Origin of the sequence: Haloarcula sp. JP-Z28, assembly GCF_011440255.1 — an archaeon.
Classification (GTDB): domain Archaea; phylum Halobacteriota; class Halobacteria; order Halobacteriales; family Haloarculaceae; genus Haloarcula; species Haloarcula marismortui.
In genome coordinates this window covers 48202-73304 of the sequence record NZ_JAAOHT010000012.1, presented here as the reverse complement: position 1 = coordinate 73304, position 25103 = coordinate 48202, and the positions used below count along the sequence as shown (strand labels likewise).

The window sequence follows — 25103 nt, the reverse complement described above, 5'->3', positions numbered from 1 at the left end:
CGCCACACCGACTGGGAATCGGTCTGGCAGGAGCGCACGGCGAACCTGCTGGAATGGGCCGTAGTGTTCGGACTCGCTCAAAAAACGGATGACGGCTACAGACAGCCAACCGAAAACAACGAAAATGAGTGAAATGACGGGCCGCTACTCCGCCGGGTCGGTGTCGGTGACGGTCCCGACGCCCTTCGAACTCCCCTCGCGGAAAACGAACTTCTGGCCCTCTTCAACGAGATATGAGCGGAATTTGAATCGGACACGGGTCTTGCCGGCGTCGCCCGGGAGCAACTGCCCGCCTTCCGGATAGAACGCCGCGGCCTCGCTGACTGTTTCGAGGTGGACCACGGGCTCATAGCCGTCGCCGATGCGGGTTGGGTGGTTCAACACCATTACCTCAGCCTCAAACTCCTGTACCGGCGACGGGTCGGCATCGCTCGGTAGCAGGACCATCCCGCGCTCGATATCCGCCTCGCGGACGCCCTTCAGCGCGATGCCGACGATACGGCCGGCCTTGGCTTCGTCAACCCGGTGGTAGTGCATCTCGATGGACCGCACTTCGACCTCCTGAAAACTCCCGTCTTGCATCGGTCCAAGTAACAGTTCGTCGCCAGCCTCGACCTCGCCGGATTTGATGGTGCCGGAGGCGACCGCGCCGACCCCCTGAACGTTGTACGTCCGGTCGACGTACATCCGGAAATCGCCCACCTCGCCGGCAGTCTTTGGTAGCGCCTCGAACATCTCGTCGAGGGCGTCCAGCCCCGCCTTGGTGACGGCGCTGGTGGTGACGACGGGAACGACAGTCTCAGATATTTCGTCGATAGCCGTGTCGACGCCGTGGCGCTCTACCCGGAGCGGCGTCTTGTCGACCTCTCGCAGTGCTTGCTCGACTGAGCGTTCGACTTCGGCGACCCGTTCACCGTCGACGAGGTCGGTTTTGGTGAGCGCGACAATCGTCGGGAGGTCCGTCGCCAGCAGGATGCCGAGATGCTCGCGCGTCGTCTCTGTCACCCCGTCGTCGGCCGCGACGGTCAGGAGGCCGTAGTCGAGTTTCTGGCCGACGAGGCCGCGGATGGTCGTCCGGAGCCACGGCTCGTGGCCGACGGTGTCGACGAAGGAGACGAGCCTGTCGGATTCTTCGACGACCCGCGCGCGGTCGTCCTTCCGGTGCGGGTTGTCCATGCGAATTGGCTCGCCGTCCGCGTCGAAGCCGTAGACGCCGTATGAGAGGTCCGCCGAGAGGCCCCGTTCGACCTCATGTGGCTGCACGTCAAGGAAGCCGCGTGTCCCACCTTCGCCGTCGTCGGCGTCACCGGTGACTAGCGACCCCACGAGCGTGGATTTGCCGTGGTCGACGTGCCCGGCGGTTCCCACCACAATGTGGTCATCGTCTGCAAGGACCGACCCCTCGGAGACTGTCGCGACACCCACGATACCGTCTGTGTCCGTCGATCCGTTCTCTGAAACGCCGTCAACGCCCCACGTCTTGACCTCCTCGATGTGCGCGCCGGCTTCCTCTGCCAGCAGGCTAAGCACGTCCATCGACTCGGAGAACTCTGCCGGCGAGATGCCGGCGAGACCGCCGTCGTCGGTGACGCCGACGACGTACGTCGCCTCCCCATCTCCGGAGAGAACACGGTGGCGGAGTTGCGCCGCGAGGGATTCGAGTCGCCCCTCGGACAGGTGGAGATCTTCGGTGAGCCGTTCTTTGAACTCGACGCTGCCGCCCTCCCGTTCACCGCGGTCAAGCGCGCGCCGGAGGACAGCCCGGTCGGGGCTCATATCCTCTCGTTACCGTGGGGCAGACATAAGCCTTCCCCGGATTTAGGCCTCCAGAGCCCTCCTGAATCCAGTGAATGAGTCTCTCTCTCTCACAATAACAGCCGGACGGATATTTATACGCGAGGGCGCAGCCAGACCGGCTCATGGACTGAACCACTATACGGGGTTTGCGGTCGTGTGGCGCCGCCCCGTAGATAGCCGACTGCTGTCGATGGCGTCACCTGTCCGCCAATTTGGCTAACCACTGGTCAGCGTGACATCTGGCTGCTCACGAAAGCCACTCGTGCAGTGTGTGGTCTGCATACGCGATACCGAGGGTCAGTACAGGCGGGCCGGTCGAAAAGAGAGACACCGTCACGACATACTGCGTAGAGTGGTCGTTGACTTACGCAGCGAAGCCAACCCGGTACGTGGTATCAGCAGACCGGCGACCGCGTACCGTGCTTTTCGAAACCAGTGCCTCAGTCTCGATACGGCGCGACCGCTTCGAGGAAGCCATCGCCATAGCTCGCATCAGTCACCCGGTCGGCCTGTTCGAGCGCCGTTTCATCGGCATTGGCGACGGCTACGGCTTCACCGGCCAAGTCGAACATCTGTGCGTCGTTCACCGAGTCGCCGACCGCCAAGAACTCTGCCGGGTCCAGATCCAGCTCCGAACACACCGCTTCGAGCCCAGTCCCCTTGTCGACGACAGGGTCTGTGACGTGGTAGGCGAAGCCGGTATCGAGGACGACGAGCCCGCGTGCCGCGGCCAGTTCTTCCAGCGGTTCGAGCGGCTGGTCGAGCGAGACAACGAGTTCCGTCTCGCGCCAACGGTTTGCAAGGTCTATCTGTCCGAAGCCGAGGTCGTGACCTAGGTCGCGATAGGATTCGCCGACCGCCAGCGCCGCCTCATGGTCGCCTTCCAATCTGAGTTCATCGGTGGCTTCGACGAACACGACGCCGCCGTTCTCGGCAACGACTGTCCGCTCGAGGCCGAGAAACTCACAGAGCGCAATCGGGAACGGCATCGCTTTCCCAGTCGCGATGACGAGACGTGCGGGCCACTCGCGGAGGACCGGTATGACATGAGGGTCAAGCGCGCGACTCTCGTCGGTCAGTGTCCCATCGATATCCACGATAAGGGGAGGTGTGTCGCTGTCCATACGTTCGGGTTCGGAGCGTCGGATATGTGGGTTGCGGTCAATCGTCAGTTAGCGTCTCGTAGGCCGCCTGCACCTGCTTGAATTCCCTCTCGCTCCCGCTGTCGGTGTCGGGATGGACCTCTTTGACTTTCTCGCGGTAGGCTCGTTTGATACTACTCTGGTCGGCGTCCGGGCCGAGGCCTAACCGCTTGTAGGCCTCCGCCGGACTCGGTCCCGACGACTGGACGCGCTGTCGGCGCTGCCGGCCACCCGCTTGCTGGCGGCGCTGCCGTTGCCGCCCCTGCCCACGGCGTTGGCCGCCCTGGGTCGCTTGCGAACGGCGCGCCCGGCGGCCGTCCCGCGGTGGTTCCCATTCCTCCCGCGGGCCAGCCCCGAACCCCCCACGGCGGGCGTTCCCCGTGTTCTGTGCCGCCTGTCGCTCAACCCGCTCGTAGAGGCTCGCAGCCATCTTCCCGCTGAGGTGGTAGTACATGAAATACGTCGACACCCCGAACATGAGCGCCAGGAAGAGCACCGCAGGATTGATCACGAGACCCACCGCCGTCAGGACGACTGTCAGGCCTCCGAACACCACCGCGATTCCCTTGGTGAGCCCATCGTACTGCACGCACGTTCCTTCGGTCCACAGACCTGTAAGCGTCCCGCCTCTCGCCGTCCATCCAGTCCGTTTTCGAACTAGATAGCGGGCACATTCCCGGATGATACAGGACCGGAACAGAACGGAACCACGCGATATCGACACCAACGGACTGACAGACCTGTTTTGCCAAAACCGCACCACGGCAGCGTGTCTGACACAGCCTCAGTACCTCCCTACGAACCGTTAGTAAGTGTTTATCACCACGCGCAAACCCCCACCAGTTTCTACTGGATATCTCGCTCACGTCTGGTGATTTACGGGGTCGGGTTTTCACTTTCACCTCGGTCTAGACAGTATTAAGAAGAACCGATGGCATCTATTCCGTTGTACGCGGCTATCGTTTCACGCGTCACCAGCACAGTTCGTCGAGCACCGTAGCCACGACTCCGGAAATTGCTACGGCCGCCGCCGAATCGCAGACAAGAAGGATTAAACGCTATCGATGACTACGTATTCGCCGCCAGAAATGACAGGATCACGGGTAGCTACGACGAGGGGTATCGACCGACAGACGGCCGCTGTCGGGAGGAGGAGCGGGCGATGAGTAACAGCGACCTTTCCGCTGACGAGATTACGCTCCCGATCAAACGTACCGACGGTGACACTATCGAAGAGCGACTCACAGGCAATGCCTACCACAACATCCTCCCGGCTCGCTACCTCCGGAAGGATGCCAACGGGGACCTCATCGAGGGACCCGAAGACCTCTTTGACCGTGTCGCAAAGAACATCGCGCTCGCTGAAGCTGTGTTCGAGGCCAACAAGCAGGACGTCGACGTACACGTCTCGCCGGACCAGCTGAAGCCCGACCACCCGCGCCGCGACGAACTCGCCGACGAGGTGTTCGGCAAAGGAACGTCCGTCGACGACGACGTCGAGACCGAACTCTCTGTCTACAACGTCAACAAGTTTGCCTACGAGACGGTCGTGCCGGAACTGCCCGAAGGTGTCCGCGACCACGTCAAATCGACCGCCAACGCCTTCCAAGAGCAGATGGAGCAGCTCTCCTTCATGCCGAACTCGCCGACGCTGATGAACGCCGGCGACGAACTCCAGCAGCTGTCTGCTTGTTTCGTCGACTCACCGGGTGACGACATCGACGACATCCACCAGACCGCCAAGGAGGCCGCGCAGGTCTTCCAGTCCGGCGGTGGCATGGGCTATGCGTTCTGGAAGCTTCGCCCGTACGGCGACCCCGTCGGCTCGACCGGCGGCATCGCCTCCGGTCCCATCACGTTCATGCGGACCTACGACCAGATGTGCGAGACCATCGCGCAGGGCGGCGCCCGCCGTGGCGCACAGATGGGTGTCATGCGCGTCTCCCACCCGGATGTCATCCAGTTTATCCACGCCAAGAACAAGGACGTCTCACTCGCCGAGACGCTGCGCCTGAACGACCCGGACGACTTCACGCACAACTCCTTCGCAGAGGCGCTGGAGGAAGCACGGGAACTCATCGACGACGACGGACAGGTGCCAAAGCACCTCCGCAACGCCGTCGAGGGTCACCTGTCGAACTTCAACATCTCCGTCGGCGTCACCGACGACTTCATGGAGGCGTTGAAGGCCGGCGAGGAATTCACCTTCACGAACCCTCGAACGGGTGACGCCCACATCGTCACTGAGGAGACGAAAGAGCTGTACGATATGTTCGGCCTCGGCGAGCACGTCGAGGTCGGCGAGGAACTCTCGATCCCGGCCGAGGAACTCTGGGATGATATCGTTGAGGGCGCGCACGAGAACGGCGAACCCGGCGTTATCTACCTCGAACGGGTGAACAAGCAGCACTCCTTCGACGTGGAGGAGCACCCCGACCACGAGATCCTCGCCACGAATCCGTGTGGCGAACAGCCACTCGAAGAGTACGAGGCCTGCAACCTTGGCCACATCAACCTCTCGACGCTGGCCGCCACGGACGCGCCGGACTGGCGCGTCTGGTCGGAGGCCCACGCGGACGAGTACGACTCGATTGACGCGGCTATCGACGCGTTCCTCGAAGAAGCGATCGACTGGGACGAGTTCGACCGACGCATCGAACTCGGGACCCGCTTCCTCGAAAACGTTGTCACGATGTCGGACTTCCCGGTCGAGAAGATCGAACAGAAGGTCCGGGAGATGCGCAAAATCGGCCTCGGTATCATGGGGCTGGCCCAGCTGTACATCCAGCTCGGGGTCGCCTACGGGACCGAGGAGGCCAACGAGATCGCCCGCCAGACGATGCGCCACATCAACCACGGGTCCAAGGCCGCGAGCCACGAACTCGCCGAGGAACGGGGCGTCTTCACTGAGTGGGAGAACTCCAAGTACGCGAACCCGACGGACTACTCCGACTGGTTCGAGAAGCAGACCGGCGAGGACGCGGCGGACTGGGAAGACGGCTACCCGATCCGCAACCACAACACGACGACCATCGCCCCGACCGGGACGACCTCGATGATTGGCAACACCACCGGCGGGTGTGAGCCCATCTACAACGTCGCCTACTACAAGAACGTCTCCGACGACGTGCAGGGCGACGAGATGCTCGTGGAGTTCGACGACTACTTCCTCCGCGCGCTGGAGGACAACGACATCGACGTCGAGGCCGTCAAGCAGGAGGCTCAGGAGCAGATGGCCAACAACGAGTTCGACGGCGTCGACGGGCTGACGACCGTGCCCGACGCCATCGGCGAGCTGTTCGTCACCACCGGCGACCTCTCGGCGAAGCAGCACGCGGGTATTCAGGTAGCCTGTCAGGAGGGCGTCGACTCCGCCATCTCGAAGACGGTCAACGCCCCGAACGACTCCACGACAGAGGACGCCGCCGAAGTGTTCGAGTACATCTACGACCACGGCGGCAAGGGCGTCACCTACTACCGCGACGGTACCCGCAGCAAGCAGGTGCTGACCACGCGCGCCCAGAACACGGAGTTCTCGGACATGGACGCCGACGAGATCGTCGCCCAGATCGAGGAGGTCTTCGGCGGCATCGAAGGCTTCCTCGAGGACGAGGCCGTTCAGGCCGCCATCGACGACTCCATCCAGCAGGTGCTGGGTGTCGCCGACGGGGACGCCGAGTACGCCGAGAAGCAGACCCGGCCGGACGTGCTCCACGGCGTGACACAGCGCATCGACACCGGCTACGGGAAGCTCTACGTCAACATCAACGAGGACCCCGAAGCCGACCGGCCGTTCGAGCTGTTCGCCAACATCGGCAACTCCGGTGGCTTCACCGCCTCCTTCACCGAGGCGCTGGCCAAGACCATCTCGACGGCACTTCGCTCGGGCGTCGACCCCGAAGAGATCGCCGACGAACTGCAGGGTATCCGGTCGCCGAAGGTCGCCTGGGACAAGGGCGAGCAGATCCAGTCCATCCCGGACGCCATCGGCACGGCCCTGCGTCGCTACCTCGACGGCGACGTCGACAAGGCCTACCCCGACCAGACCACACTAGAGGAAACCGCCGAAAAAGCTGAAGGCGAGACCGCCACCCAGACCCAGACCGACGGCGGCGCGGCCGCCGCAGCTGACGCGGGTGGCGACCAGCAGGACATCATCGACGCCGGCGAGAGCCCGGAGTGTCCTGACTGTGGCTCGCTGTCGCTGTACTACTCGGAAGGCTGCAAGACCTGCGAGTCCTGTGGCTGGTCCGAGTGCTGAGTCGGTGACACACGGAGTCGGCTTTCACCGCGATTGACGCCGTTTCTTTTCTAGTAACACCGAGTCATAGAACTATTCGCAAACCCCGTGTCGGTTATTGATAGATGGTCAATACAGATTACATACTGATTAAATCATCAAAAACTATTGGTTAATATTATCCGCTCTTTCTCAATGGGTCCGGCAAGAATGTCCACCCGGTATGGGGCCTATATGAGTTGGATCACAAAGTATTCACTCGATAACACTAACCAAACTGTAATGGACTTCTCACGATCGGTCTTTCTGGCAGTACTTGTCCTATGTCTGGTTGGCGCGGGTTGTGTGTCTCCGAATAGTTCTGAGATCAGCACATCAACCGAGTCTTTACGTGAGGATACAACAACCGATGAGCAAACTCCTCAACTAGTGGCAAATAACAGTGCAAAAAAACGAGCACTATCCGCTGAGGAGGATTATATTTTTAATCAGCTACAAAATGCTTCTTGTGCAAGTGGTGCACCTGGAGGGCAAACTGGAACGAAATATGCTGAAATAATAAATGAGACAAACCGTGGAAAGTATGTTGAGGTAAACGTCCCGTATCACTACTCAACGAAAGAATTAGAAGCGGATTACGAATCAAAGGCCCTCTATCTAATTGATGGTGCGAATATAATGAGAGTTAATGGAGATGAGATTACCCCTTGCTGAATAAACATCAGTTATTCTTATCACTCTATGAAATATTTAGTGTCGGTATCCGGTGCGTCCGCTACCGGAATTCCGTCACGTCGTACACGCCGGTAATCGTCGTTTCCTCGACAGTCGCGGTGATTTCTGTCCCTTCTTCGGCTGCCGAGTCTGCGACAAGCGTCACCGGCTCGATAGGCTGGCGGCGGAGAAATGCCGCAATCCGTTCGAGCCACGACGGCTTCCCGCCCTTGCGGCAGACGATGACGTAGCGTGAGTCCGCGAGCGACGCCATCTTGGGCTCGAAGTCGTAGTCCTCGTGGTCGGCTGGCGGGACGACGTGGATGACCTCGCCCGCAATCGTCTCGTCCATACGCACAGTAGCGACTACAGCGGTATGTGCCGCTCGCTTTGCACTATGAGTACTGTTTGGAGACCCAGCCCGAGGCACCGCTGGGATACGAGTCGGTCTCTGTTTCCGGCTGCACCTCGCCGCGCTGGTCGACCATTCGGACGACGACGGTGTGACCGCTGGACGGTGGGTCGTAAGTGTACTCCCACTGCCGCCAGGCGTCCGCGGCGGGGCCGTCGCCGCTGGCTGCGGGCAGTTGGTCCGAGAGCGTCGCGTCCGCCCACGTCTCGCCGCCGTCGGTGGAGACTTCGACGCGCTTGACACCGCGCAGGCCGGCGTAAGCAGGGCCGCCGATACGTCGGCGGCCGTCCGAAAGCATCGATTCGTGGTGGAGTTTAGCGACCGGATTCACCGGTCCGGTCCCCTGCCAACCGCGTTTCTCCCAGTAGCCGTCGGCCTCCTCGTCCAGCACCTCGATTTCCGAGAGCCACTTGACGTTGACCTCGCCCCAGTGGCCGGGGACCAGCGCTCGGACGGGGTAGCCGTGGCCGCGCGGGAGTATCTTTCCGTTCATCCCGTAGGCGAGCATCCCGCCCCGGAGCGCGTCGATGGGGAACTCCTCGTAGTAGTCGTCTTCGGCCCGGAGCATGACGCACTCACAGCCGCTCTGGACGCCGGCTTCTTCGAGCAGGCTGTCGACGGGAACGCCGGTCCATAGCGCGTTATCCGTCTTGTAGCCGTTGAGGCTCTCCCCCACGCAACGAAGCGTAACAAACCGGTTTTCGGCATCCATCTCTATGATATCCTCATAGTCGAGCGTGACCTCCTCTTCGACAGCGCCGGTGATAGAGAGCGACCAGTCCGCGGCCGAGATCTGCGGGTCGATGGAGTTGATGTCGACCTCGTAGAAGTTCTCGCTGACCAGCGGGTCTATGTCGCCAAAGCCCAGCGATGACTCCGCTGCGACGGCGAGCTTCTCGTCGACATCGTCGAGGTCCGCCCCCGGCGCATTCAGCACGGGCGCATCGTCACCCGTCGCGACGACCGACCGCTGGTTGCCAGCCGCGTAGCCGACCGTCGCCGCGCCGATGGCCGCGCCGACCGTCGAGAGCGCTCGCCGTCGTTTCGAGGATATCGGTGACACCGAGCCACCGAATCCGTCGAGGAGTTGCGCAAGGCCGACAACGGCGGCGGCGGGGACCGCCGGGCCAGCGGCAAGGACGACTTCGCCGGTGAGAACGACGCTGACGGCCCACGTTACGACAGCCGTTCCGACGACCGGGAGGGCACGATTGTTCGCCAGCTGGCCGGTGAGGATGGCTGCCCTGGCCGCCAGTGCGATGAACAGCCCCGCAAGTCCGATGGCGAGCAGGAGATTGAGCTGTTGGCCGAGACTGCCGAGCGTCGAGATGGCAGTCGAGACGATGATGCCGGGCATCGACCGCGCGAGTGCCCGCTCAACGGGTGAGGCGATGAACGCAGGCGCGTAGCCGGTCACCGCGTAGGACCCGGCCAGGCCCGCGATAGCTGCGGCGACGCTGACCAGCAGCCGACCGCCGGGCGAGTCGAGGAGGTCGTCAGTCATGGCTATACTGACGGCCTACCCCGCAAAAGGGATTGTTCCAATTTCGGCTAGAATCCGTTCCGAAACTCCGGAAGACACAAGCGAGCGGGGCTGCTCTACAGAATCATGGACGAGCAGCCCGGCGGTCGGCCGTGTCCGCGCTGTGAGCGGGCAATGTACCACCGACACTGCAAGTACGTCTGTCCGGAGCACGGCGTCGTGTATGACTGCGCTGACACGTTCTACTGACGATACGCTCGCGGGTTTATTATCTTGGAACAACGAAAGAAGTGGTATGAGTGGTCACGGGGAAGAGATTTCAGTGCTGCACGTCGACGACGACCCCGACCTTGGCGATCTCGTTGCGGTCCACCTGAAACGAACGCACGGCAACCTCTCTGTCTGTACCGAGCGAAGTGCGGCCGCTGGGTTAGAGCGATTGTCTGAGCACACGTTCGACTGTGTCGTTAGCGATCACGATATGCCGGGCATGGGCGGGCTCGAATTTCTGAAGGTCGTTCGCGAGGAGTACGAGGAACTCCCGTTTATTCTCTTTACTGGCAAAGGAAACGAGGAAATCGCGAGTGATGCCATCTCCGCTGGTGTCACCGAATACCTCCAGAAAGGGATGGGGACAGACCAGTACGCCGTGCTTGCCAACCGTATCGAGCGGGCTGTCGAGGAACGACGGGCCAAGACCGCGCTCGAAGAGTCCGAGCGAATGCTGTCGACGCTCATTTCGAATCTGCCGGGGATGGTGTATCGCGCCCGGAACGAGCCTGATTGGCCGATGGAGTTCGTTAGCGACGGTGCAGCGGAGCTAGTCGGCTACAGTTCGGAGGCGCTCGAGCGTGGCGACATCTCCTGGGGTGCGCTGATCAAGGACTCCGAAACGGAGCGTCTCTGGGAAACGGTCCAGACCTGTATTGCCGCCGGCGAACCGTTCGAGGTCTCCTACCAGATCGAGACGGCCGACGGTGAGACCCGCTGGATGTGGGAGCGTGGGCGTGTCGTTGACACTGACGACAATGGCGTCGAAATCCTCGAAGGGTTCATCACCGACGTGACTGCGCGCGAGGAGCGTGAACGGGAGCTCGCGGATCAACGAGCATTTACCGAGAATCTCATCGACTCTGTCGACGATATGTTCTACGTGGTTGGCACCGACGGGAGTCTGGTCCGGTGGAACGACACTGTCCAGTCGGCGACCGGCTACACCAACGAGAAATTAGCGTCGATGGGAATTGACGACCTCATTGTGGATTCTGACCACGAAAAACTATGGCGGATATTCAACGAGACGTTGGAAACCGGGTACGGAACAATCGAGGCAGGCATTGAGACGGCTGACGGCGAGCGGCTCCAGTACGAATTTCGAGGGACGCTCATCGAAGACGAGCGCGGCGACCTGTTCGGGATTGCCGGCATCGGTCGGGACATCACCGAGCGGAAGCGCCGGGAGCGGGAACTCAGAGAATACCGAACGCTGGTCGAAAACGTTGGGGACCCGATGTACGTCCTCGACAGGGACGGGACAGTAGAGATGGTGAACGAGGCGATGGCAGCCCATCTGGGATACGACCGCTCGGAAATCGTCGGCTCGGAGCCAGCCCGGTTCATGCCCGACGCGGATGTCGAGAAGGCGACAGAACTCATCCATGACCTACTTGACGACGAGCGAACGTGGGCTTCCTACGAGATGCGCACGATATCGGCTGACGGGACGGTCCGGATCAATGAGGACAGGATCGCACCACTGTTCGACGAGGACGGGAACTTCGACGGGTCAGTCGGTGTGATGCGTGAAACAACAGAGCGAAAACAGCGCAAGCGAGAACTCGAACGCTATGAGACGATTATCGAGGCTGTCGGCGACCCGGTGTACACCCTCGACGAGGAGGGCGTGTTCACCTACGTGAACGAGGCGATCGAGCGACTGACTGGGTTCGAACCGGACGCTCTCATCGGCGAGCACATCTCTACGATTATGGCTGGCGAGGACATCGACCGCGGCAGCGACCTCATCCGGACCATGCTGTCCGACCCGACCCGGCAGAACGTGACCTTCGAAACGGATATCGTCGATCAGGACGGGGATCACACCCCTATCGAGATCCATATCGCGTTGCTTCCAGCCGTAGACGGGGAGTTCAACGGCACAGCGGGCGTCATCCGCGATATCAGCGACCGGAAAGACAGGGAACGACAGCTCGCGGAGTTCGCATCTGTCGTTAGCCATGACCTCCGAAACCCGCTGAACGTGGTCAAAGGGCGAATATCGGTTGCCCGGACGTCGGGCGATGTCTCACATCTTGAGGCGGCTGAGTCCGCGGCCGACCGGATGGACGAACTTATCAACGACCTGTTGACACTTGCCAGACAGGGCGATAGGGTTGGCGAGACGACGATGGTTGACCTCGCTGCCCTTGCAGGGCAGGCCTGGGCCGATGTCGAAACCGGTGAAGCCACGCTCGAAAAACACGGGACAGCGACGGTCGAAGCTGACGCGGCACGGCTCCGTGCGGTGTTCGAGAACCTGTTCCGAAACAGTGTGGAACATGGGTCCGCGAGTGACCAGCCGCAGCCTGACGACGCGGTGGAGCGGGAGTGTCGCGCGGCGACCTCAACCCCGATCACAGTCTCTGTCGGGACAATGGATACCGGATTTTATGTCGCCGACGACGGCGCTGGTATTCCGCCGGAAGAGCGAGATGACGTGTTCGAACGGGGCTACACCACAAGCGATACCGGAACCGGGTTCGGGCTGGCAATCGTCGGGGAGGTCGCACAGGCGCACGGCTGGTCAGTGTCGGTGACAGAGAGCGACGGCGGCGGCGCGCGGTTCGAGTTCACGACGAGTTCGGAGCGTTGACGTGGCGGTAGGCCGGCCCCGCAAGTACCAGCACGGCCAGCGCCGCGGAGAACAGCAGCACGTGCGGGAGTGCGTCGACGGTGAGGCCAGTGAGCGTTAGCGACCGCAGTGACGCGCCGGCGGTGACCTCGACGGCGACCCACGGAATCTCACCGAGGAACGTCCCGACAGCGAACGAACGCGGCGAGACGCGAGCGAACCCGGCTCCATAGGAAACGGGGTCCGCGGGCACCGGTGAGAGTCGCGCCGCGAGGACGCCCCGCGTCTCGCCGGTCACCTCGATGATCCGCCGGCCGGAGTCCCCAAGCCAGCCGAACATCCCGCCTTGCTCACCGGCCCGGAGTGCGAATCGGTAGGGAATGAGGCAGGTGACGAGTGCGCCCATCAGCGCGACCGGGAAGCCGTACTTGACCCCAAGGACGAACCCGACGAACGCAGATAACGGCATCGTCGGCCACGCGAAGAACGGGCGGACCAGATACAGGCCGACGATGACACCCGCGAGGTAGACAGGGTGGTCAGCGAGGTGCAGCAGCTGGGCCACCACCCGCTCGGGTGTAAGCAGCGTCGTCACAATAGCGACGACTGCCACCAGTCCGGCGGTCCCGATCAGCTGTCGCTTCGCGAGGCGGTCCATCTACCCAAGTGGGCGGTAGCAATCGACAAACGCTTTGTGGTATCTTTTACGTTGCTCGGGGTTGAATCGGCGATTGTGTCCGAGACGCGAGACCCGGTCGAGCTCGGTGTCGAACTACTCGCCCATCTGGAACACGGGGAGCTGTCCGTCGCCGACGCCCTCGACCGTATCGAGACGGTGACGACCAACCCACAGGTCCAGCGCGAGATACTCGACACTGCAGTGATTCGGGGCCTCATCGAACGCGAGAACGGCGTTATCCGCCCGCGATCACAGGGGTCGTACGTGAACTTCGACAGCGATGTCGTCGTCCGTGACGGGGAGTTCTCGTGTCAGCGCTGTGGTGCAGCTATCAGTACGGGCCACTTCGTCCAGTTTGACGACGGCGAACTGGGCCCGTTCGGGTCGACGTGCATTCGGAAAGTGTTGGGGAGAGAGTAGTGAGGGGCACGACAGAAGGGGGTGGTCCTCGGTTTGAGAACGGGGAGCGACGCGACCCGTGACCAGGGTGTGGCCCTCGGTGGACGAGCGGCGACCGAAACGAGCCGCAAGCAGCGAAAGCGCGGTTGCTGTCGCAGCGACGGTCTCAGCGTGTCATTGAGGACAACGGCCAGAGAATAGCGAGCCTCCCGAGACGGGCATCAAGGCGGAACGCGGCGGCTTAGCGACTCTGCCGGAGTTCCTTGATGAGCTGTTTGATCGTTCGCTCCTGTCTCTGGAGCTGTTCGTTCTGAGCCTCGACAGCGGCGGTCAGTTCTGCGACCTGTGCCTCGAGTTCAGCGATATCGGGGTCTGTGGTGGTGTCCGACTCGACCGATCCGGTGTCTATGCCAGCTGTGTCACTGGATCGTGTCTCCGTCGGGGCTTCAGTGGTGGGTCCCTGCTCATTGGTCGATGCGGTCGCAGCCTGTGTACTGGCGCTCGTGGACTCACTCTCGGAATCGTCACCGCCCTCCTCGTCGTTGCTCACAAGCGGGTCGATGCCAGATTCAAGGCCGAGACCGTTGCCGGCTTCGTCAGCACTCTTGTCGGGGTCGGCTCCAACCTTGGCGTTGAGGTCGGCAAGTGAATCGACTTCGTGGTACGCGAAGAGGGCCTCTTCCAGCGCTTTCCGGACCATTGGTGCTTCCTCGGACGGCGCTTTGATGCGTTCTGGCCGCTCATTAAACGAGAGGACGACGGCCGTAGCGACGCTCCCCTCTTCGAACTCTAGACCAGTCACGTCGTCGAAGGAGAACGCCTCGTAGTCGGCGTCCCAGGTGACGTTGCCGATGTGCTTGAGCAGTTGGCGGTCGGTAACAACCAGCGTGAGTTCGCTGAACCGGAACACGCCGACGAGACTCTCGTCGGGGGCGATGCCGCCCGAGACAGTGAGCTTCCCTTCGAGCAACCGTTCGAGGACGGCATCAGCGCGGCTCCCGGGGACAGACAGTTCGAGCTTCTCACTGGTGTAGATGAGCGAGAATTTGGTCTTGCGTCGGCCTTCCGAAACCGTGAGCCGTTCGAAGTCGTGCGGATAGCTGGCGACCTTCTCGTCGCTGAGAAGGCCCTCACCGCGGTAGACGAGCGTCCGGGTCGGTGTGAAACAGGCCGCGTCTTCGTCGCCGAGGTTGACACCGCCCTGGATCTCCTCGTCCCCGAGTTCCTGCTGGACGAGGTCTGGTACCTCCATACTGCCTGCATACCTGCGTGGTGGCTTAAATCCGCGGGTCGAGTAGCAACGCCGGTGAGGCGCTCGCGGCGTGGGACTGTACCACAGTCTCGACAGAGATGAGAACCTTCAAGACGGCTAACGGCCAACGGCTGAATGCACCCGCGCCCGGGTGGCTTAGCTGGACATAGCGCCGCACTCATAGGGTCTTTCGACTCATGCGGCAGTGCACCCGTCATGACCCCGGGGCGCTCGTCACGCCCCAGACCTGGGCCATGCGGAGATCGAGGGTTCGGAGCCCTCCCCGGGCATTTTCCAGATCACATCGACAAGCAGCCAGTAGCGTCTCTATCTCGGATTCGGGAACAGCACTACACCAGTCCGAGCGGCGGTGTGCCGAGCAAGCAGACTGCGTCGTCAACGAGTTGTTCTCAAACGCCAGTACGTTTGCTCCGACTGCTCGACGCATTACTGTCGCTCCGTGAGAAAAGAATCGCCAGCGATTAGCCAGATGAGAGCCCGTTACCGGGGAACTGCTGAAATACGGACTCGAAATCGTCAATCTCTGCGGCCGTGGCATCGGCCCTTTGGCGGAGTTCTTCGAACCGCTCGTTGACGGTCTGGTATTCATCGCTTGCTTCGAGTTGTGGTGTGTTCTTCTGGGTTTCTAGTGTCGCCTTCTTCGAAGCTACGGCGAAGTACTCCTGAACCCGGTCGTCGTACGTGGTTCGGATAAGCATCTCCGAGACGGTGTCGAGGAGGTCCTCGCGGCTGACCGGCTTGGTCAGATACTCGTCGAAGGGCATCTCGACAATGTCGAAGTCCGGGTCGACGGCCGTCACCATCACTACTGCGGGGTCGATACCCCGTTCTGCGATGGTGTCGAGGACCTCGTCACCACTCATGTCGGGCATCTGTCGGTCCAGAAAGACGACGTCGACGGACGCGTCGGCTAACTGGAGCGCCTCAGTACCGCTGTGTGCGGTCCGAACGTCGTGTGCGGTCAGCAGCCACGTCGAATACAGGTCCGCGATATCTTGCTCATCGTCAACGACAAGCACCGTTGCCTCCTTGGTCTCACCACGCTTTTGCACTTGTTGTCCCTCCTGTCGACTCACGCACTGCTCTCACGGTGACTTTCCTGAACAGCAAAATAAAGCTACCCAGCAGATTATCTATTTTGAGAATTCTATGGTTGTCCTATTGTCGATTCTCGTGAAACTGTGCTGTCACAATGTAGTGACTCATCCCAGAGATGTTAACATAGCGGCGACCGTAGGCTGTGTGTATGGTGACCGTCTCCGGACCGTGGACGAGCGAGGAGATGGAACAGTTTCTCAGCGCCGAAACTGTGCCACTCCGTCTCGGGTGTCGAACTCCAGCAGACAAGCCTTGGATGCTCTCGCTCTGGTATCGGTTCGTTGACGGTGTCTTCGAGTGTGCGACTGGGGCGGATGCGGCAGTTGTCGACTACCTCAACTATGACGCCAGCGTCTCCTTCGAAATCTCGACGAACGAGCCGCCGTACTGCGGCGTCAGAGGCAACGGAACAGCGACGATGACAGCGGACGAGGATAAGACAGTTCTCACCGAGTTGTTGCACCGCTATCTCGGCGGGACCGACTCACCACTGGCCGACCAACTGCTTGCACCCGACCGCCGCGAGGTACGGATTACGATTACGCCCGACCGACTCCACACCTGGGACTACAGCAATCGGATGTAACAGCCTGAACCAATGGAACATACAGACTCAACCATGGACAGCGACCCGACAGATATCAAATCACTCGCGATAAGCGCCACCGACCTCGTTGCAGCCATCGAAGCGGCTGCGGACGGGTCAGAGACGGTGTTGCGCGTCACACCGCCGTTTAGCGGCCGGATGCGGGCGCGTCTCCACGTCGTCCAGCCCGACGACGACGATGAACCGATTCTCATCGAGCCCGGCTCGCTACTGGCTACGGACGCACCGTCGTATCCAACGCCTGACGACACCGCTGACGAGCTCCGGGACGCGGACGACGAGACGTACTCGGTGGAGCGCCATCGGACCTACCACGAGCAACGACTCGCCGAGTGGCGGGAGTCGCTGCCGGACCACGTCGTTGATAGCACCACACTAACGGATACAGAACACGACGTAACCGTGTCACTACTCGGACCGTGATCGGTCGTGCACGTCCACCGAGAATGTCATAGAGATCAGAAGTGGCACAGGTGTCATACCAGATCTCCGCAGCTAATAAAACGTCTCCGCGCCGCTCAGCCTGTAGTAAAATGAACTATTGGGGGACCGCTGTACGTGAAACGAAGCGAAACGGCCGGAAACCTCTAGAGGTTATAAGCTATCTCCAGTAGAAGCCGTGGATAGGTTCCCTCCATATGTCAAGTTCGTCCGCATACGAATTACTCGCCCAGTTTGATGACTCTATACCGGAGTTCGACGAGCCTTTCGTCTCCGCCGTTCGAGGCTTCGCGTTCTGGACAGCGATTGCGCTCCCGTTTCTGTATCTCCCGCTGCTAATTACTGGCCTGAACTCCGGGGCAACGCGGGTGGCGTTCGTCGCACTCGTCGTCTGCAACGCCGTGACACTGTTTATTGGCCACGCACACAGAGGAGATGCCTGAAACGGAACGCTTCAATTTCGGTCACCAGCGTGGATATCGTGCCCTGCTACTCCGTATTACCGCTGTGGCCATACGTTCATTCTCCCAGTAGTCGTTCGCGTGCACACGTCCCGAACAGCAGTCACCGCAGGTGTCGGTCCGGGCCTCGGCGAATCGCTGGCCAGATTCTCCCGCTAACTGCCGCGGACACAGTAACTGCGACGCACAGTCCTCGCTCGATCCGACCGAAATCGCCGGTCATACTGGCACCTCGTCGAACAGGACCGCTCGGCGTGGACACTATAATTTGATCTTTGCCCCACGTCGCGGCATTCTGAGCGCTTCGGCTCCGATGCCGGCTATTCTTCGAGGAGGTCGACCCACTCTCTGAGCGGCCCACGAACACCGTCGGCTGATATCGTCACGTCGCCGTCGAACCGCCACGTCGCCTGTTGGGAGTCCGAACCGAACCGCATCGGAATGGCAATCGACAGATCGTCGGCCGTCACATGGAGTGCCTCGTCGCGATCGACCGTCTCGTCGAGTAACCGTTCGACGGCCAGGCGGAGCTGTTCAGGGTCCGGGTCCGGGAGATCCGTGGATTGACTCATACCTGTTGCTTGGAGCCGGAGCTACCTCCGTGTTGTGTCGACCGAGGCGGTTTGCCCCGTCATTTAGGGGTGTGTAGTCCCCAGGCTGTGCCGATGGAGCTGGAAACGCCGTACGCCCTCGGAGGGACCTACTACGTCGAGACCGTGTCAGTCGGGAAACGGACGGACGACGAGACGGTGCGCGATTGCGTGGTCTGTGGCGGCCACGTGTACGCCGACGACTGGCATCTCGTCGTCGGAGTTCTGGATACAGGTAGCGGACGACAGCGCCACCACCACTGTAGCGACGACTGCCTGACCGAGTGGCTCAAACTCATGACGGCTGCCTGAGCGCCGGTGAGTCCGCGGAGTCTTGACGATGGAGCGCATCGGGAAAGTATGGACGAGCGCACGGGCGTGTTCAGGGTCTACCGGGTCGTCGATGCGGTCCCGCACATCAATCTGTTCGACACCGATGCAACGCGGCTCTACACCGTGTACCAGTCCGGCTACGGCGAACGACAGCCGGCAGTTGACGACCTCCGAACAGGTGATCTCGTCGAGGCCACACTCGGCGGCGATCCCGACGACTCGGAGGAAGCCTGGTCGCTGCTTTCGTTCGACCGTCGTGACCGCGTCGCGATGGATTTCGTCGTTGACGCCGAAGTCCCCGAAGTCGCGGCTGACCTCTGGGAGCCGGGGCTGGAACGCCCGGCGAGCGCCGTACTCGAAGAAGACGGCAAGCCGGTCGCGGAGTGTTTCGTGCAGCCGCGCGCGCCGCTGCCCGGCGGCACGTTCGTCCCGAGCGTGCTCACCGGGCTCGTGCCGATGGAATCACTGCTGACCGAACTCCCCGGTATCGGCGACCCGCCGACAGACGCTATTTTCATCGACCCTGACCCGCCCGATGCTGACTCGTACTCCCGGCCGTATGGCGTCGCTGTGTTGTTCACTGCTGGCGCTGATGACCTACTCACGGAGTTCCGGGAGCGATATGACCTCTCTGCCGACGCGGACAACAGACCCGAATACGACCCGTACGGGCTATGAGTCGTCTGCGGCGAGAACGAGCGGCGGGCGCTACATCGTGATGACGAGCGGCACCGGGACGAAACAGAGCATCCCCAGAACGAAGGTAAGCAGGCCGACAGCCCAGCGGCCCGGTCCCAGCGGCGTCTCGTCCAGCGGCGTTGCCGACCCGAGCCGGCCGAACACCAGCGCCAGAATCCCCCAGAACGCCCACAGCCCGGCCGCTCGGCCCCCCTCGAAGGCGACAAGGTAGCCAGCGAGTCCAAACAGGGCGACGGGGACGGCGAGCTGGACCAGGGACAGTCGGTCGCCAAACAGCGACCGGGCGACGTGTGAACCGTCGAGTTGGCCGACTGGCAGGAGGTTCAGGAAGGTCACGAACGCTCCCACCCAGCCGCCGATGACGACCGGGTTCGGGAGGAGCTGCGGGTTCGCGTACTCAAGCTGTTCACCCATGACTGCGGCGATACCCTGCAACAACAGCGGGTAACCAAGTTCGATGTTCGTGACGATGCCGCGAGTTACCTCCACTGGTGGGAGCGTCACACCGATGGCAGTCACGACGACTGTCGCAACGAGACCCGCCAGCGGGCCGGCGACGCCGATGTCGAACAGCGCCTTCCGGTCGGGGATGTGGTCGTTCATGCTGATGACCGCACCCAGCGTCCCGAGCACGTTCGGAAACGGCAGGAAGTACGGCAGGCTCGCCTCAACCTCGTGGTACCGGCTCATGACGTAGTGGCCGAACTCGTGAATTGCGAGGATACCCAGTGCGGCCGCGGCGAAGGGCCACGCCGCGAGCATGGCTGTCGGGTCTTCGAGCACGGACAGCCCGTACCAGCGGGTCCCGGCGTACAGCGTCGACAACAGCGTCAGGACGGCGAGCCCGACGTTCAACCACGGGATGCCGTCGACGCCGAGCGACCGCTCGTGGGCAATCAGCACCCATTCGCCCATCTCCCGCTTGAGCGCGACGCGGTACCCGCGCTGACGGAACGCCGGCGCGATGCGGTGGATGACCTGTTCGGACTCGGTCAGTGGCTCGCCGTAATACCGGACGCCGTCCTCGGCGGTCCTGTCGATCTCGTACACGTGGAACGTGTCTGCGAGCGCTTCCGGGTCAGGTAACTTCGGCGGCGAGGACTGAGTCGCCATTACCAACGTTTAGGGTTCGACCCGTTTGAACCTGTTTGCTGGCCCCACTGGACACAGTAGAGCCGCCCAACTGGCTCGCTCAGTCTGCGATGGCTTCGTCCGACCCGGTCGCGGCGCTGGGGTCCTGAATCCAGAGGTCCCCAAAGAGGTCATCCTGCTGGAGGCGGACCTGACCGCGGTGAGCTAAAAAGAGCAATCCGAGGAACGTCTCAACGCGAGACCCACCGGCCGTGTCGACCTCGCGGTACAGCACCTCTTCGCGGCCCTGGTCGTACTGCTCGCGGACGGTGTCGTGCACGTCGGCGATGATGTCATCGATGTTCTCGGCGTGGGCTGTTCCAGTCACATCGGCGGCCGACGGTTCCTCGTCCAGTCGCATGTCGTCGGCCCCGCGGTAGTCCAGTTCCTGCGTCCCGCGGTCGTACCCGCTCGGCGAGTCGCTGGTGTCGTACTCGCGGGACTCCTTCCACCACGATTCCCGTTCGGCGTCGCGGAGATCCCGGACGAGTTCATCGAGCGTCTGTGGCATCCCGCGGGCGCGGCGGCGTTCGAGCCGTCGGTCCATCTCCGACTCCAGCGCAGCGAAGGGGTCCGGGTCCTCGATGGGGGCGTCCTCGTGCATTGCCTGCTCCCACGGCTCGGCCGGCTCCTCTTCCGTCTCGCCCTCGCCGAGCATCGCGTCGCTTTTCATCCGAATCAAGACGCTCGCGTAGAACAGCGCCCGCCCCGACGTGCGCAGGTCCGCGTCGTCGATACGCTGGAGGAACTTGTCGGTGACCCGCACCACGTCGATATCCCACGGGTCGATTTCGCCGTCGTCCGCGAGCTGGACCAGCACTTCGACCGGTTCGACGTCTTCGTCCTCGTCCTCGTCCTCGTCGGTCGTCCGGTCGCTTTCGGGGCTGTCCTGTGCAGTTGTCTCGTCGTCTGGGTCGGGGGAGTCGCCCAGCAGCGCCGCCGCGTCGTCCGAGCCACCTGGCGGCTCGCGGTCCTCGTGCCCGGTGATGTTGAGTGGGATGTCATCGGCATCGTCTCGCGGGTCACTGCGCTCGCGGGTCACATTCGCTCCCCGCTCGCTACCCCGAGGCGCTTCCTCCGGGCGCGCCTCGCCCTCCCCGCTCGACTGTGCCGAGGAGTCTCCGTTGCGCTGCTCCGTCGGCTCCTCGCTAGTCATCAGCCGGAACCTCCTCATCACCGTCGCCCTCACCGCTGAGGTCGATCCCGGTCACGGCGCTCACGTTGTCGCCCTGCATCATCACGCCGATAGCGCGCTCGGACCGCTCCAGCATGGCTGAGCGGTGTGAGACGACGACGAACTGGGCGTCGCCGGCGAGTTCGTCCACCAGTTCACCGACGAGGTCGGCGTTAGCCGCGTCGAGGAAAGCGTCGACCTCGTCCAGCGCGTAGAACGGCGCGGGGTTGTGTCGCTGGATGGCGAAAATAAACGCCAGCGCTGTCAGGGACTTCTCGCCGCCCGACATCGCGTTCAGCCGCTGAATCGGCTTGTCGCCGGGCTGGGCCTTCATCGTCAGCCCGCCCTCGAAGGGGTCGTCCTCGTCTTCGAGGTGGAGATGGCCGGTGCCGTTCGAGAGCCGCTCAAAGATGTTCTGGAACTGGTCGTTGATCTCCGTGAACGACTCCATGAACGTCTCCTTCTTGCGGGCCTCATAGGTATCGATGCGGTCGCGGATGCCGTCGGCCTCTTCGACCAGCGTCGCTTTCTTGTCTTCGAGTTCCTGCAGGTCGTCGTTGACCCGGTCGTACTCCTCGATAGCCCGCATATTGACCGGCTCCAGTTTCTCCATCTCCGTTTCCAGCCGGTCAATCTCCTGTTCGACCGTCTCGTGGTCGGGCACGTCCTCGGGGTCGTAGTCGCCGACCTGCGCTTCGAGTTCATCGATTTCCCACTCCAGACGCTCCTGAGTTTCCTGCTCAGATTCGAGGTCGCGCTCAATTTCGGAGACCGCGGCCTGTTGCTCGTCGCGGGCTTCCTTGGCTTCCTGCAGGTCGGCTTTCAGGTCTTCGCGCTCGGACTTGAGTTCGGCCAGTTCCTCTTCGAGGTCGGCGACGGCCTGTTCCTTCTCGCCTTTCAGCTCCTGCTTCTCCGCGACCGTCGCTTCGAGGTCGTCGATGCGTTCCTCGTGGTCGGCCTTGCGGTTCTGGGCCGCCTCAATGTCGTCGTGGAGGTCCTCAATGGCCTCCTCGGCGTACTGCTTCTCTAACTGGTACTCGTTGAGTTCGGCGTCGAGTTCGCCCTGACGGTCTTCGAGCGCATCGATGTCGTCCTTGATCGACTCGCGCTGGTCGGTCAGGTCCGGTAGTTCCGAATCCTCGACCTCGGCTTCTAGCTCGTCGATATCGCGCTGGAGCGCGTCGATCTCTTCGGTCTTTGCTTCGATGTCGGCCTCCAGTTCGTCCATCTGGTCGGCCACGTCCTCGCGCTCGTCAGCGATTTCTTCGAGGTCCGCTTCCAGTTGCTCGATTCGCTCGCGGGTGTCTTCGAGCGCGGTCTGCTTGCGCTCGATGCTCGTCTCGATATCCCGGACCTGTTCGGTCGCATCGGACTCGCGGTCGCGGGCGTCGTCAAGGCGCTCCTCGACATCACGGAGGTCATCGCGCACGTCGGCGCGCTCGTCTTCGAGTTCGTTGATGCGCGTGGCGACCCGTTCGAGCTTGCCAGCGCCACCCGAGAAGGAGTAGCGCGTGCCCGAGGAGGAGCCGCCGGTCATTGCGCCGGACTTCTCGACGAGGTCGCCCTCAAGCGTGACCATCCGGTAGTCGCCCATCAGCTCGCGGGCGGTGTCCATACTGTCGACGACGACGGTGTCGCCCAGCACGTACGAGAAGATACCCGCGTACTCGCGGTCGAAATCCACGAGGTTGTACGCGAAGTCGATGACGCCGTCGGCGCTGGGCAGCGACCCCAGCGAGCGGTTCTGCATCTGCGTAATCGGGAGGAACGTCGCCCGCCCGGCGCTGCGGGATTTGAGGTACTCGATACAGCGCTGGCCGACGCTATCGTCATCGACGACCACGTGGGCGAGCCGCCCGCCAGCCGCCGTCTCACAGGCCGTGGCGTACTCGGGGTCGACGCCGCCGAGTTGGCCGACGGTGCCGTGGACGCCGTCTTGGCCGGCGTTGAGAATCGCCGTCACCGCCCGGCCGTACGAGGAGTCGCCGTCTTCGCCGGCCTTCGCCTCTAGCTGGGCGTACTCCTGCTGTTTCGCGCTGATCTCGTCTTCGAGGTCGTCCAGATCAGACTGGAGCTCCCGCTTCTCGGCCCGGAGGTCGTCGACGACTTCGCCGATAGTCGCCTTGTTCTGTTTCGCTTTCTCCAGTTCCGTCTGCAGGTCCTCGATGTCGGCTTCGAGGTCGGGGATCTCGGCTTCGGCTTCCTCAATAGCCGCTCGCTTCTCGTCCTCGGCGTTCGAGCGCCGGCGGGCCTCGTCGAGCAGACGGTCCTGCTCGCGCTGGAGGTCGTTCTTCTCGCTTTTGAGCGTCTCAAGCCGCGAGCGCTTCTCCTCCAGTTCGTCTTTGACCTCTTGGAACTCCTCGCCGACCTCGTCGATTCGTTGCTGGACCTCCGCGAGTTCGGATTCCTTCTCCGCGATGTCGGCCTTGACGTTGGATTTGGCGACTTTCGTCTCGCGGATGTCGCTTTCAAGATCGTCGATGGTCTCCTGCTTACGGTCGATCTGGACGAACGCCTGCCGGCGCTCGTTCTCGGCGGCCTCGACGGTCTCCTCGGCTGACTCGATCTTGTCCTCCAGCCGGGAGATGTCGCCTTTGATTTCCTCGATCTCGCGCTTGATGGCGAGCTGTTCGTCCTCGCCTTTGCGCTCGATCTCCTGATTGAGTTCGTGGAGTTCGTCTTCCAGCCGGATGACTGCGCCCTGACGCTCGTCGAGCTCCGTCTGGAGCTCCGTGAGTTCGGTTTCGAGCTCGTCGATGGTTTCCTCGACGGCCGCCAGTTCCTCGCGCTTGTCTTCCAGTTCCGCGGCCTTGCGGTAGCCCTCGTACTCCTCTTTCTCGTCGCGGAGGTCCTGATACTTGAGCGCCGTCTCGCGCTCGTCTTCGAGCTGGTCGAGGCGGTCCTGTTTCTCTTCGATGCGGAGTTCAGCCTCGTCGATGCGCTCTTGCACGACCTCCAGTTCGTCGAAGGCGTCGGCCTTCTTTGCGTCGAACTGGGCGACGCCGGCGATCTCGTCGATGATCTCCCGGCGGGAGCCGGCGGTCATGTTGATGATCTCGGTCACGTCGCCCTGCATGACGACGTTGTAGCCTTCAGGCGTGACGCCGGCCTGAGCGAGCAGGTCCTGAATGTCCGAAAGGTTGACCGAGCGACCGTTGATGTAGTAGTAGGAGTAGTAGTTGTCCTCGGTCTCCTTGACCCGGCGTTTGATGGCGATCTCGTCCACGTCACCCACATCTTCAGTGCCGGCGGCGTTGACGACCTGTGAACGGGACAGCGTCCGGTCGTCGTTGGCCAGAATTACCTCGACGCTGGCCTGCCGTTCGCCGTCGTACTCGGCATCTTCGTCGGCGTGGCCGGGGTTGTAGATGAGGTCGGTGAGTTTCTCGGCGCGGATACCCGAGGTGCGAGCGAGTCCAAGTGCAAACAGAATCGCGTCGATGATGTTGGACTTGCCCGAGCCGTTCGGGCCGCTGATAGTGGTAAAATCTTCGTAGAACGGGATTCGGGTCTTCCGTCCGAAGCTCTTGAAATTGTCGAGGACGAGCTCTTTAATATGCATGCGGTGATGTAGCCGAC

The 25103-nt window shown here is 62.2% G+C and carries 22 protein-coding genes and 1 tRNA gene; 11 read left to right on the top strand and 12 right to left on the bottom strand.

Annotated elements, in window-relative coordinates:
* Nucleotides 1-144: 144 nt before the first annotated feature.
* The 3 genes from G9463_RS07420 to G9463_RS07410 all read right to left on the bottom strand — a co-directional run bounded on the left by G9463_RS07420 (nucleotide 145) and on the right by G9463_RS07410 (nucleotide 3528).
* On the bottom strand, nucleotides 145-1776 hold the full coding sequence (locus G9463_RS07420) for a GTPBP1 family GTP-binding protein (protein WP_011223746.1): 1632 nt from the start codon (nucleotides 1774-1776) through the stop codon (nucleotides 145-147).
* A gap of 461 nt (nucleotides 1777-2237) precedes the next feature.
* Nucleotides 2238-2921: a phosphoglycolate phosphatase gene (locus G9463_RS07415; protein ID WP_165896363.1), complete on the bottom strand. Its 684-nt coding sequence runs from the start codon at nucleotides 2919-2921 to the stop codon at nucleotides 2238-2240.
* A 37-nt stretch (nucleotides 2922-2958) separates the two neighbouring features.
* Nucleotides 2959-3528 carry a J domain-containing protein gene (locus tag G9463_RS07410; protein ID WP_165896362.1) on the bottom strand — a complete coding sequence of 190 codons (570 nt, stop codon included), beginning with the start codon at nucleotides 3526-3528 and terminating at the stop codon, nucleotides 2959-2961.
* A gap of 573 nt (nucleotides 3529-4101) precedes the next feature.
* Between G9463_RS07410 and G9463_RS07405 the strand changes: the two genes are divergently transcribed.
* The gene (locus G9463_RS07405) at nucleotides 4102-7200 is read left to right on the top strand and encodes an adenosylcobalamin-dependent ribonucleoside-diphosphate reductase (RefSeq protein WP_165896361.1); all 3099 of its coding nucleotides are present in this window, start codon (nucleotides 4102-4104) and stop codon (nucleotides 7198-7200) included.
* Between the two features lie 261 nt (nucleotides 7201-7461).
* Complete coding sequence (locus G9463_RS07400) at nucleotides 7462-7893, top strand: hypothetical protein (RefSeq protein ID WP_148709136.1); 432 nt, start codon at nucleotides 7462-7464, stop codon at nucleotides 7891-7893.
* A gap of 61 nt (nucleotides 7894-7954) precedes the next feature.
* Here the strand turns inward: G9463_RS07400 and G9463_RS07395 are convergent, their stop codons facing one another.
* Nucleotides 7955-8245: a hypothetical protein gene (locus G9463_RS07395; RefSeq protein WP_004957453.1), complete on the bottom strand. Its 291-nt coding sequence runs from the start codon at nucleotides 8243-8245 to the stop codon at nucleotides 7955-7957.
* 43 nt (nucleotides 8246-8288) lie between these two features.
* Nucleotides 8289-9809 (bottom strand): sulfite oxidase, encoded by a 1521-nt coding sequence (locus tag G9463_RS07390; RefSeq protein ID WP_165896360.1) that lies wholly within the window; start codon nucleotides 9807-9809, stop codon nucleotides 8289-8291.
* Between the two features lie 105 nt (nucleotides 9810-9914).
* On the opposite strand from G9463_RS07390, the gene G9463_RS24305 reads away from it, so the two are divergent.
* Nucleotides 9915-10037: an HVO_2523 family zinc finger protein gene (locus G9463_RS24305; protein ID WP_004957459.1), complete on the top strand. Its 123-nt coding sequence runs from the start codon at nucleotides 9915-9917 to the stop codon at nucleotides 10035-10037.
* Between the two features lie 46 nt (nucleotides 10038-10083).
* Nucleotides 10084-12660: a PAS domain S-box protein gene (locus tag G9463_RS07385; protein WP_165896359.1), complete on the top strand. Its 2577-nt coding sequence runs from the start codon at nucleotides 10084-10086 to the stop codon at nucleotides 12658-12660.
* Here the strand turns inward: G9463_RS07385 and G9463_RS07380 are convergent.
* Nucleotides 12638-13297, bottom strand: a complete 660-nt coding sequence (locus tag G9463_RS07380) for a TVP38/TMEM64 family protein (RefSeq protein ID WP_121303395.1) — start codon at nucleotides 13295-13297, stop codon at nucleotides 12638-12640. The genes G9463_RS07385 and G9463_RS07380 overlap by 23 nt on opposite strands.
* A gap of 51 nt (nucleotides 13298-13348) precedes the next feature.
* On the opposite strand from G9463_RS07380, the gene G9463_RS07375 reads away from it, so the two are divergent.
* Complete coding sequence (locus G9463_RS07375; RefSeq protein WP_165896366.1) at nucleotides 13349-13738, top strand: DUF5830 family protein; 390 nt, start codon at nucleotides 13349-13351, stop codon at nucleotides 13736-13738.
* A 220-nt stretch (nucleotides 13739-13958) separates the two neighbouring features.
* Here the strand turns inward: G9463_RS07375 and G9463_RS07370 are convergent, their stop codons facing one another.
* A complete protein-coding gene (locus G9463_RS07370) occupies nucleotides 13959-14969 on the bottom strand; it encodes a SlyX family protein (RefSeq protein ID WP_165896358.1) in 1011 nt (336 codons plus the stop codon).
* A gap of 145 nt (nucleotides 14970-15114) precedes the next feature.
* On the opposite strand from G9463_RS07370, the gene G9463_RS07365 reads away from it, so the two are divergent.
* Nucleotides 15115-15259 (top strand) — tRNA-Met (locus G9463_RS07365).
* A gap of 192 nt (nucleotides 15260-15451) precedes the next feature.
* Here the strand turns inward: G9463_RS07365 and G9463_RS07360 are convergent.
* Nucleotides 15452-16042: a HalX domain-containing protein gene (locus tag G9463_RS07360; protein WP_004957475.1), complete on the bottom strand. Its 591-nt coding sequence runs from the start codon at nucleotides 16040-16042 to the stop codon at nucleotides 15452-15454.
* A 194-nt stretch (nucleotides 16043-16236) separates the two neighbouring features.
* Between G9463_RS07360 and G9463_RS07355 the strand changes: the two genes are divergently transcribed.
* From G9463_RS07355 to G9463_RS07345, 3 genes are all read left to right on the top strand, one after another.
* Complete coding sequence (locus tag G9463_RS07355; protein ID WP_165896357.1) at nucleotides 16237-16674, top strand: pyridoxamine 5'-phosphate oxidase family protein; 438 nt, start codon at nucleotides 16237-16239, stop codon at nucleotides 16672-16674.
* 12 nt (nucleotides 16675-16686) lie between these two features.
* Nucleotides 16687-17118 (top strand): hypothetical protein, encoded by a 432-nt coding sequence (locus G9463_RS07350; RefSeq protein ID WP_007187663.1) that lies wholly within the window; start codon nucleotides 16687-16689, stop codon nucleotides 17116-17118.
* A 215-nt stretch (nucleotides 17119-17333) separates the two neighbouring features.
* Nucleotides 17334-17579, top strand: a complete 246-nt coding sequence (locus G9463_RS07345; RefSeq protein WP_007187664.1) for a hypothetical protein — start codon at nucleotides 17334-17336, stop codon at nucleotides 17577-17579.
* Between the two features lie 338 nt (nucleotides 17580-17917).
* On the opposite strand, the gene G9463_RS07340 is transcribed toward G9463_RS07345, so the two are convergent.
* A complete protein-coding gene (locus G9463_RS07340; protein ID WP_004957510.1) occupies nucleotides 17918-18169 on the bottom strand; it encodes a hypothetical protein in 252 nt (83 codons plus the stop codon).
* Nucleotides 18170-18262: 93 nt separating this feature from the next.
* Here G9463_RS07340 and G9463_RS07335 point away from each other — a divergent pair, with 93 nt between their 5' ends.
* Together G9463_RS07335 and G9463_RS07330 are read left to right on the top strand one after the other, a co-directional pair.
* A complete protein-coding gene (locus tag G9463_RS07335) occupies nucleotides 18263-18499 on the top strand; it encodes a hypothetical protein (protein ID WP_004957514.1) in 237 nt (78 codons plus the stop codon).
* A gap of 48 nt (nucleotides 18500-18547) precedes the next feature.
* Nucleotides 18548-19198, top strand: coding sequence for a hypothetical protein (locus G9463_RS07330; RefSeq protein WP_007187665.1), 651 nt, complete (start codon nucleotides 18548-18550; stop codon nucleotides 19196-19198).
* Between the two features lie 30 nt (nucleotides 19199-19228).
* On the opposite strand, the gene G9463_RS07325 is transcribed toward G9463_RS07330, so the two are convergent.
* The 3 genes from G9463_RS07325 to smc all read right to left on the bottom strand — a co-directional run bounded on the left by G9463_RS07325 (nucleotide 19229) and on the right by smc (nucleotide 25086).
* Nucleotides 19229-20332: a site-2 protease family protein gene (locus G9463_RS07325; protein WP_004957520.1), complete on the bottom strand. Its 1104-nt coding sequence runs from the start codon at nucleotides 20330-20332 to the stop codon at nucleotides 19229-19231.
* Nucleotides 20333-20411: 79 nt separating this feature from the next.
* Complete coding sequence (locus G9463_RS07320) at nucleotides 20412-21506, bottom strand: segregation/condensation protein A (protein ID WP_165896356.1); 1095 nt, start codon at nucleotides 21504-21506, stop codon at nucleotides 20412-20414.
* Nucleotides 21499-25086, bottom strand: coding sequence for a chromosome segregation protein SMC (gene smc / locus G9463_RS07315; protein WP_165896355.1), 3588 nt, complete (start codon nucleotides 25084-25086; stop codon nucleotides 21499-21501). Before smc ends, G9463_RS07320 begins: the two co-directional genes overlap by 8 nt.
* Nucleotides 25087-25103: the final 17 nt, after the last annotated feature.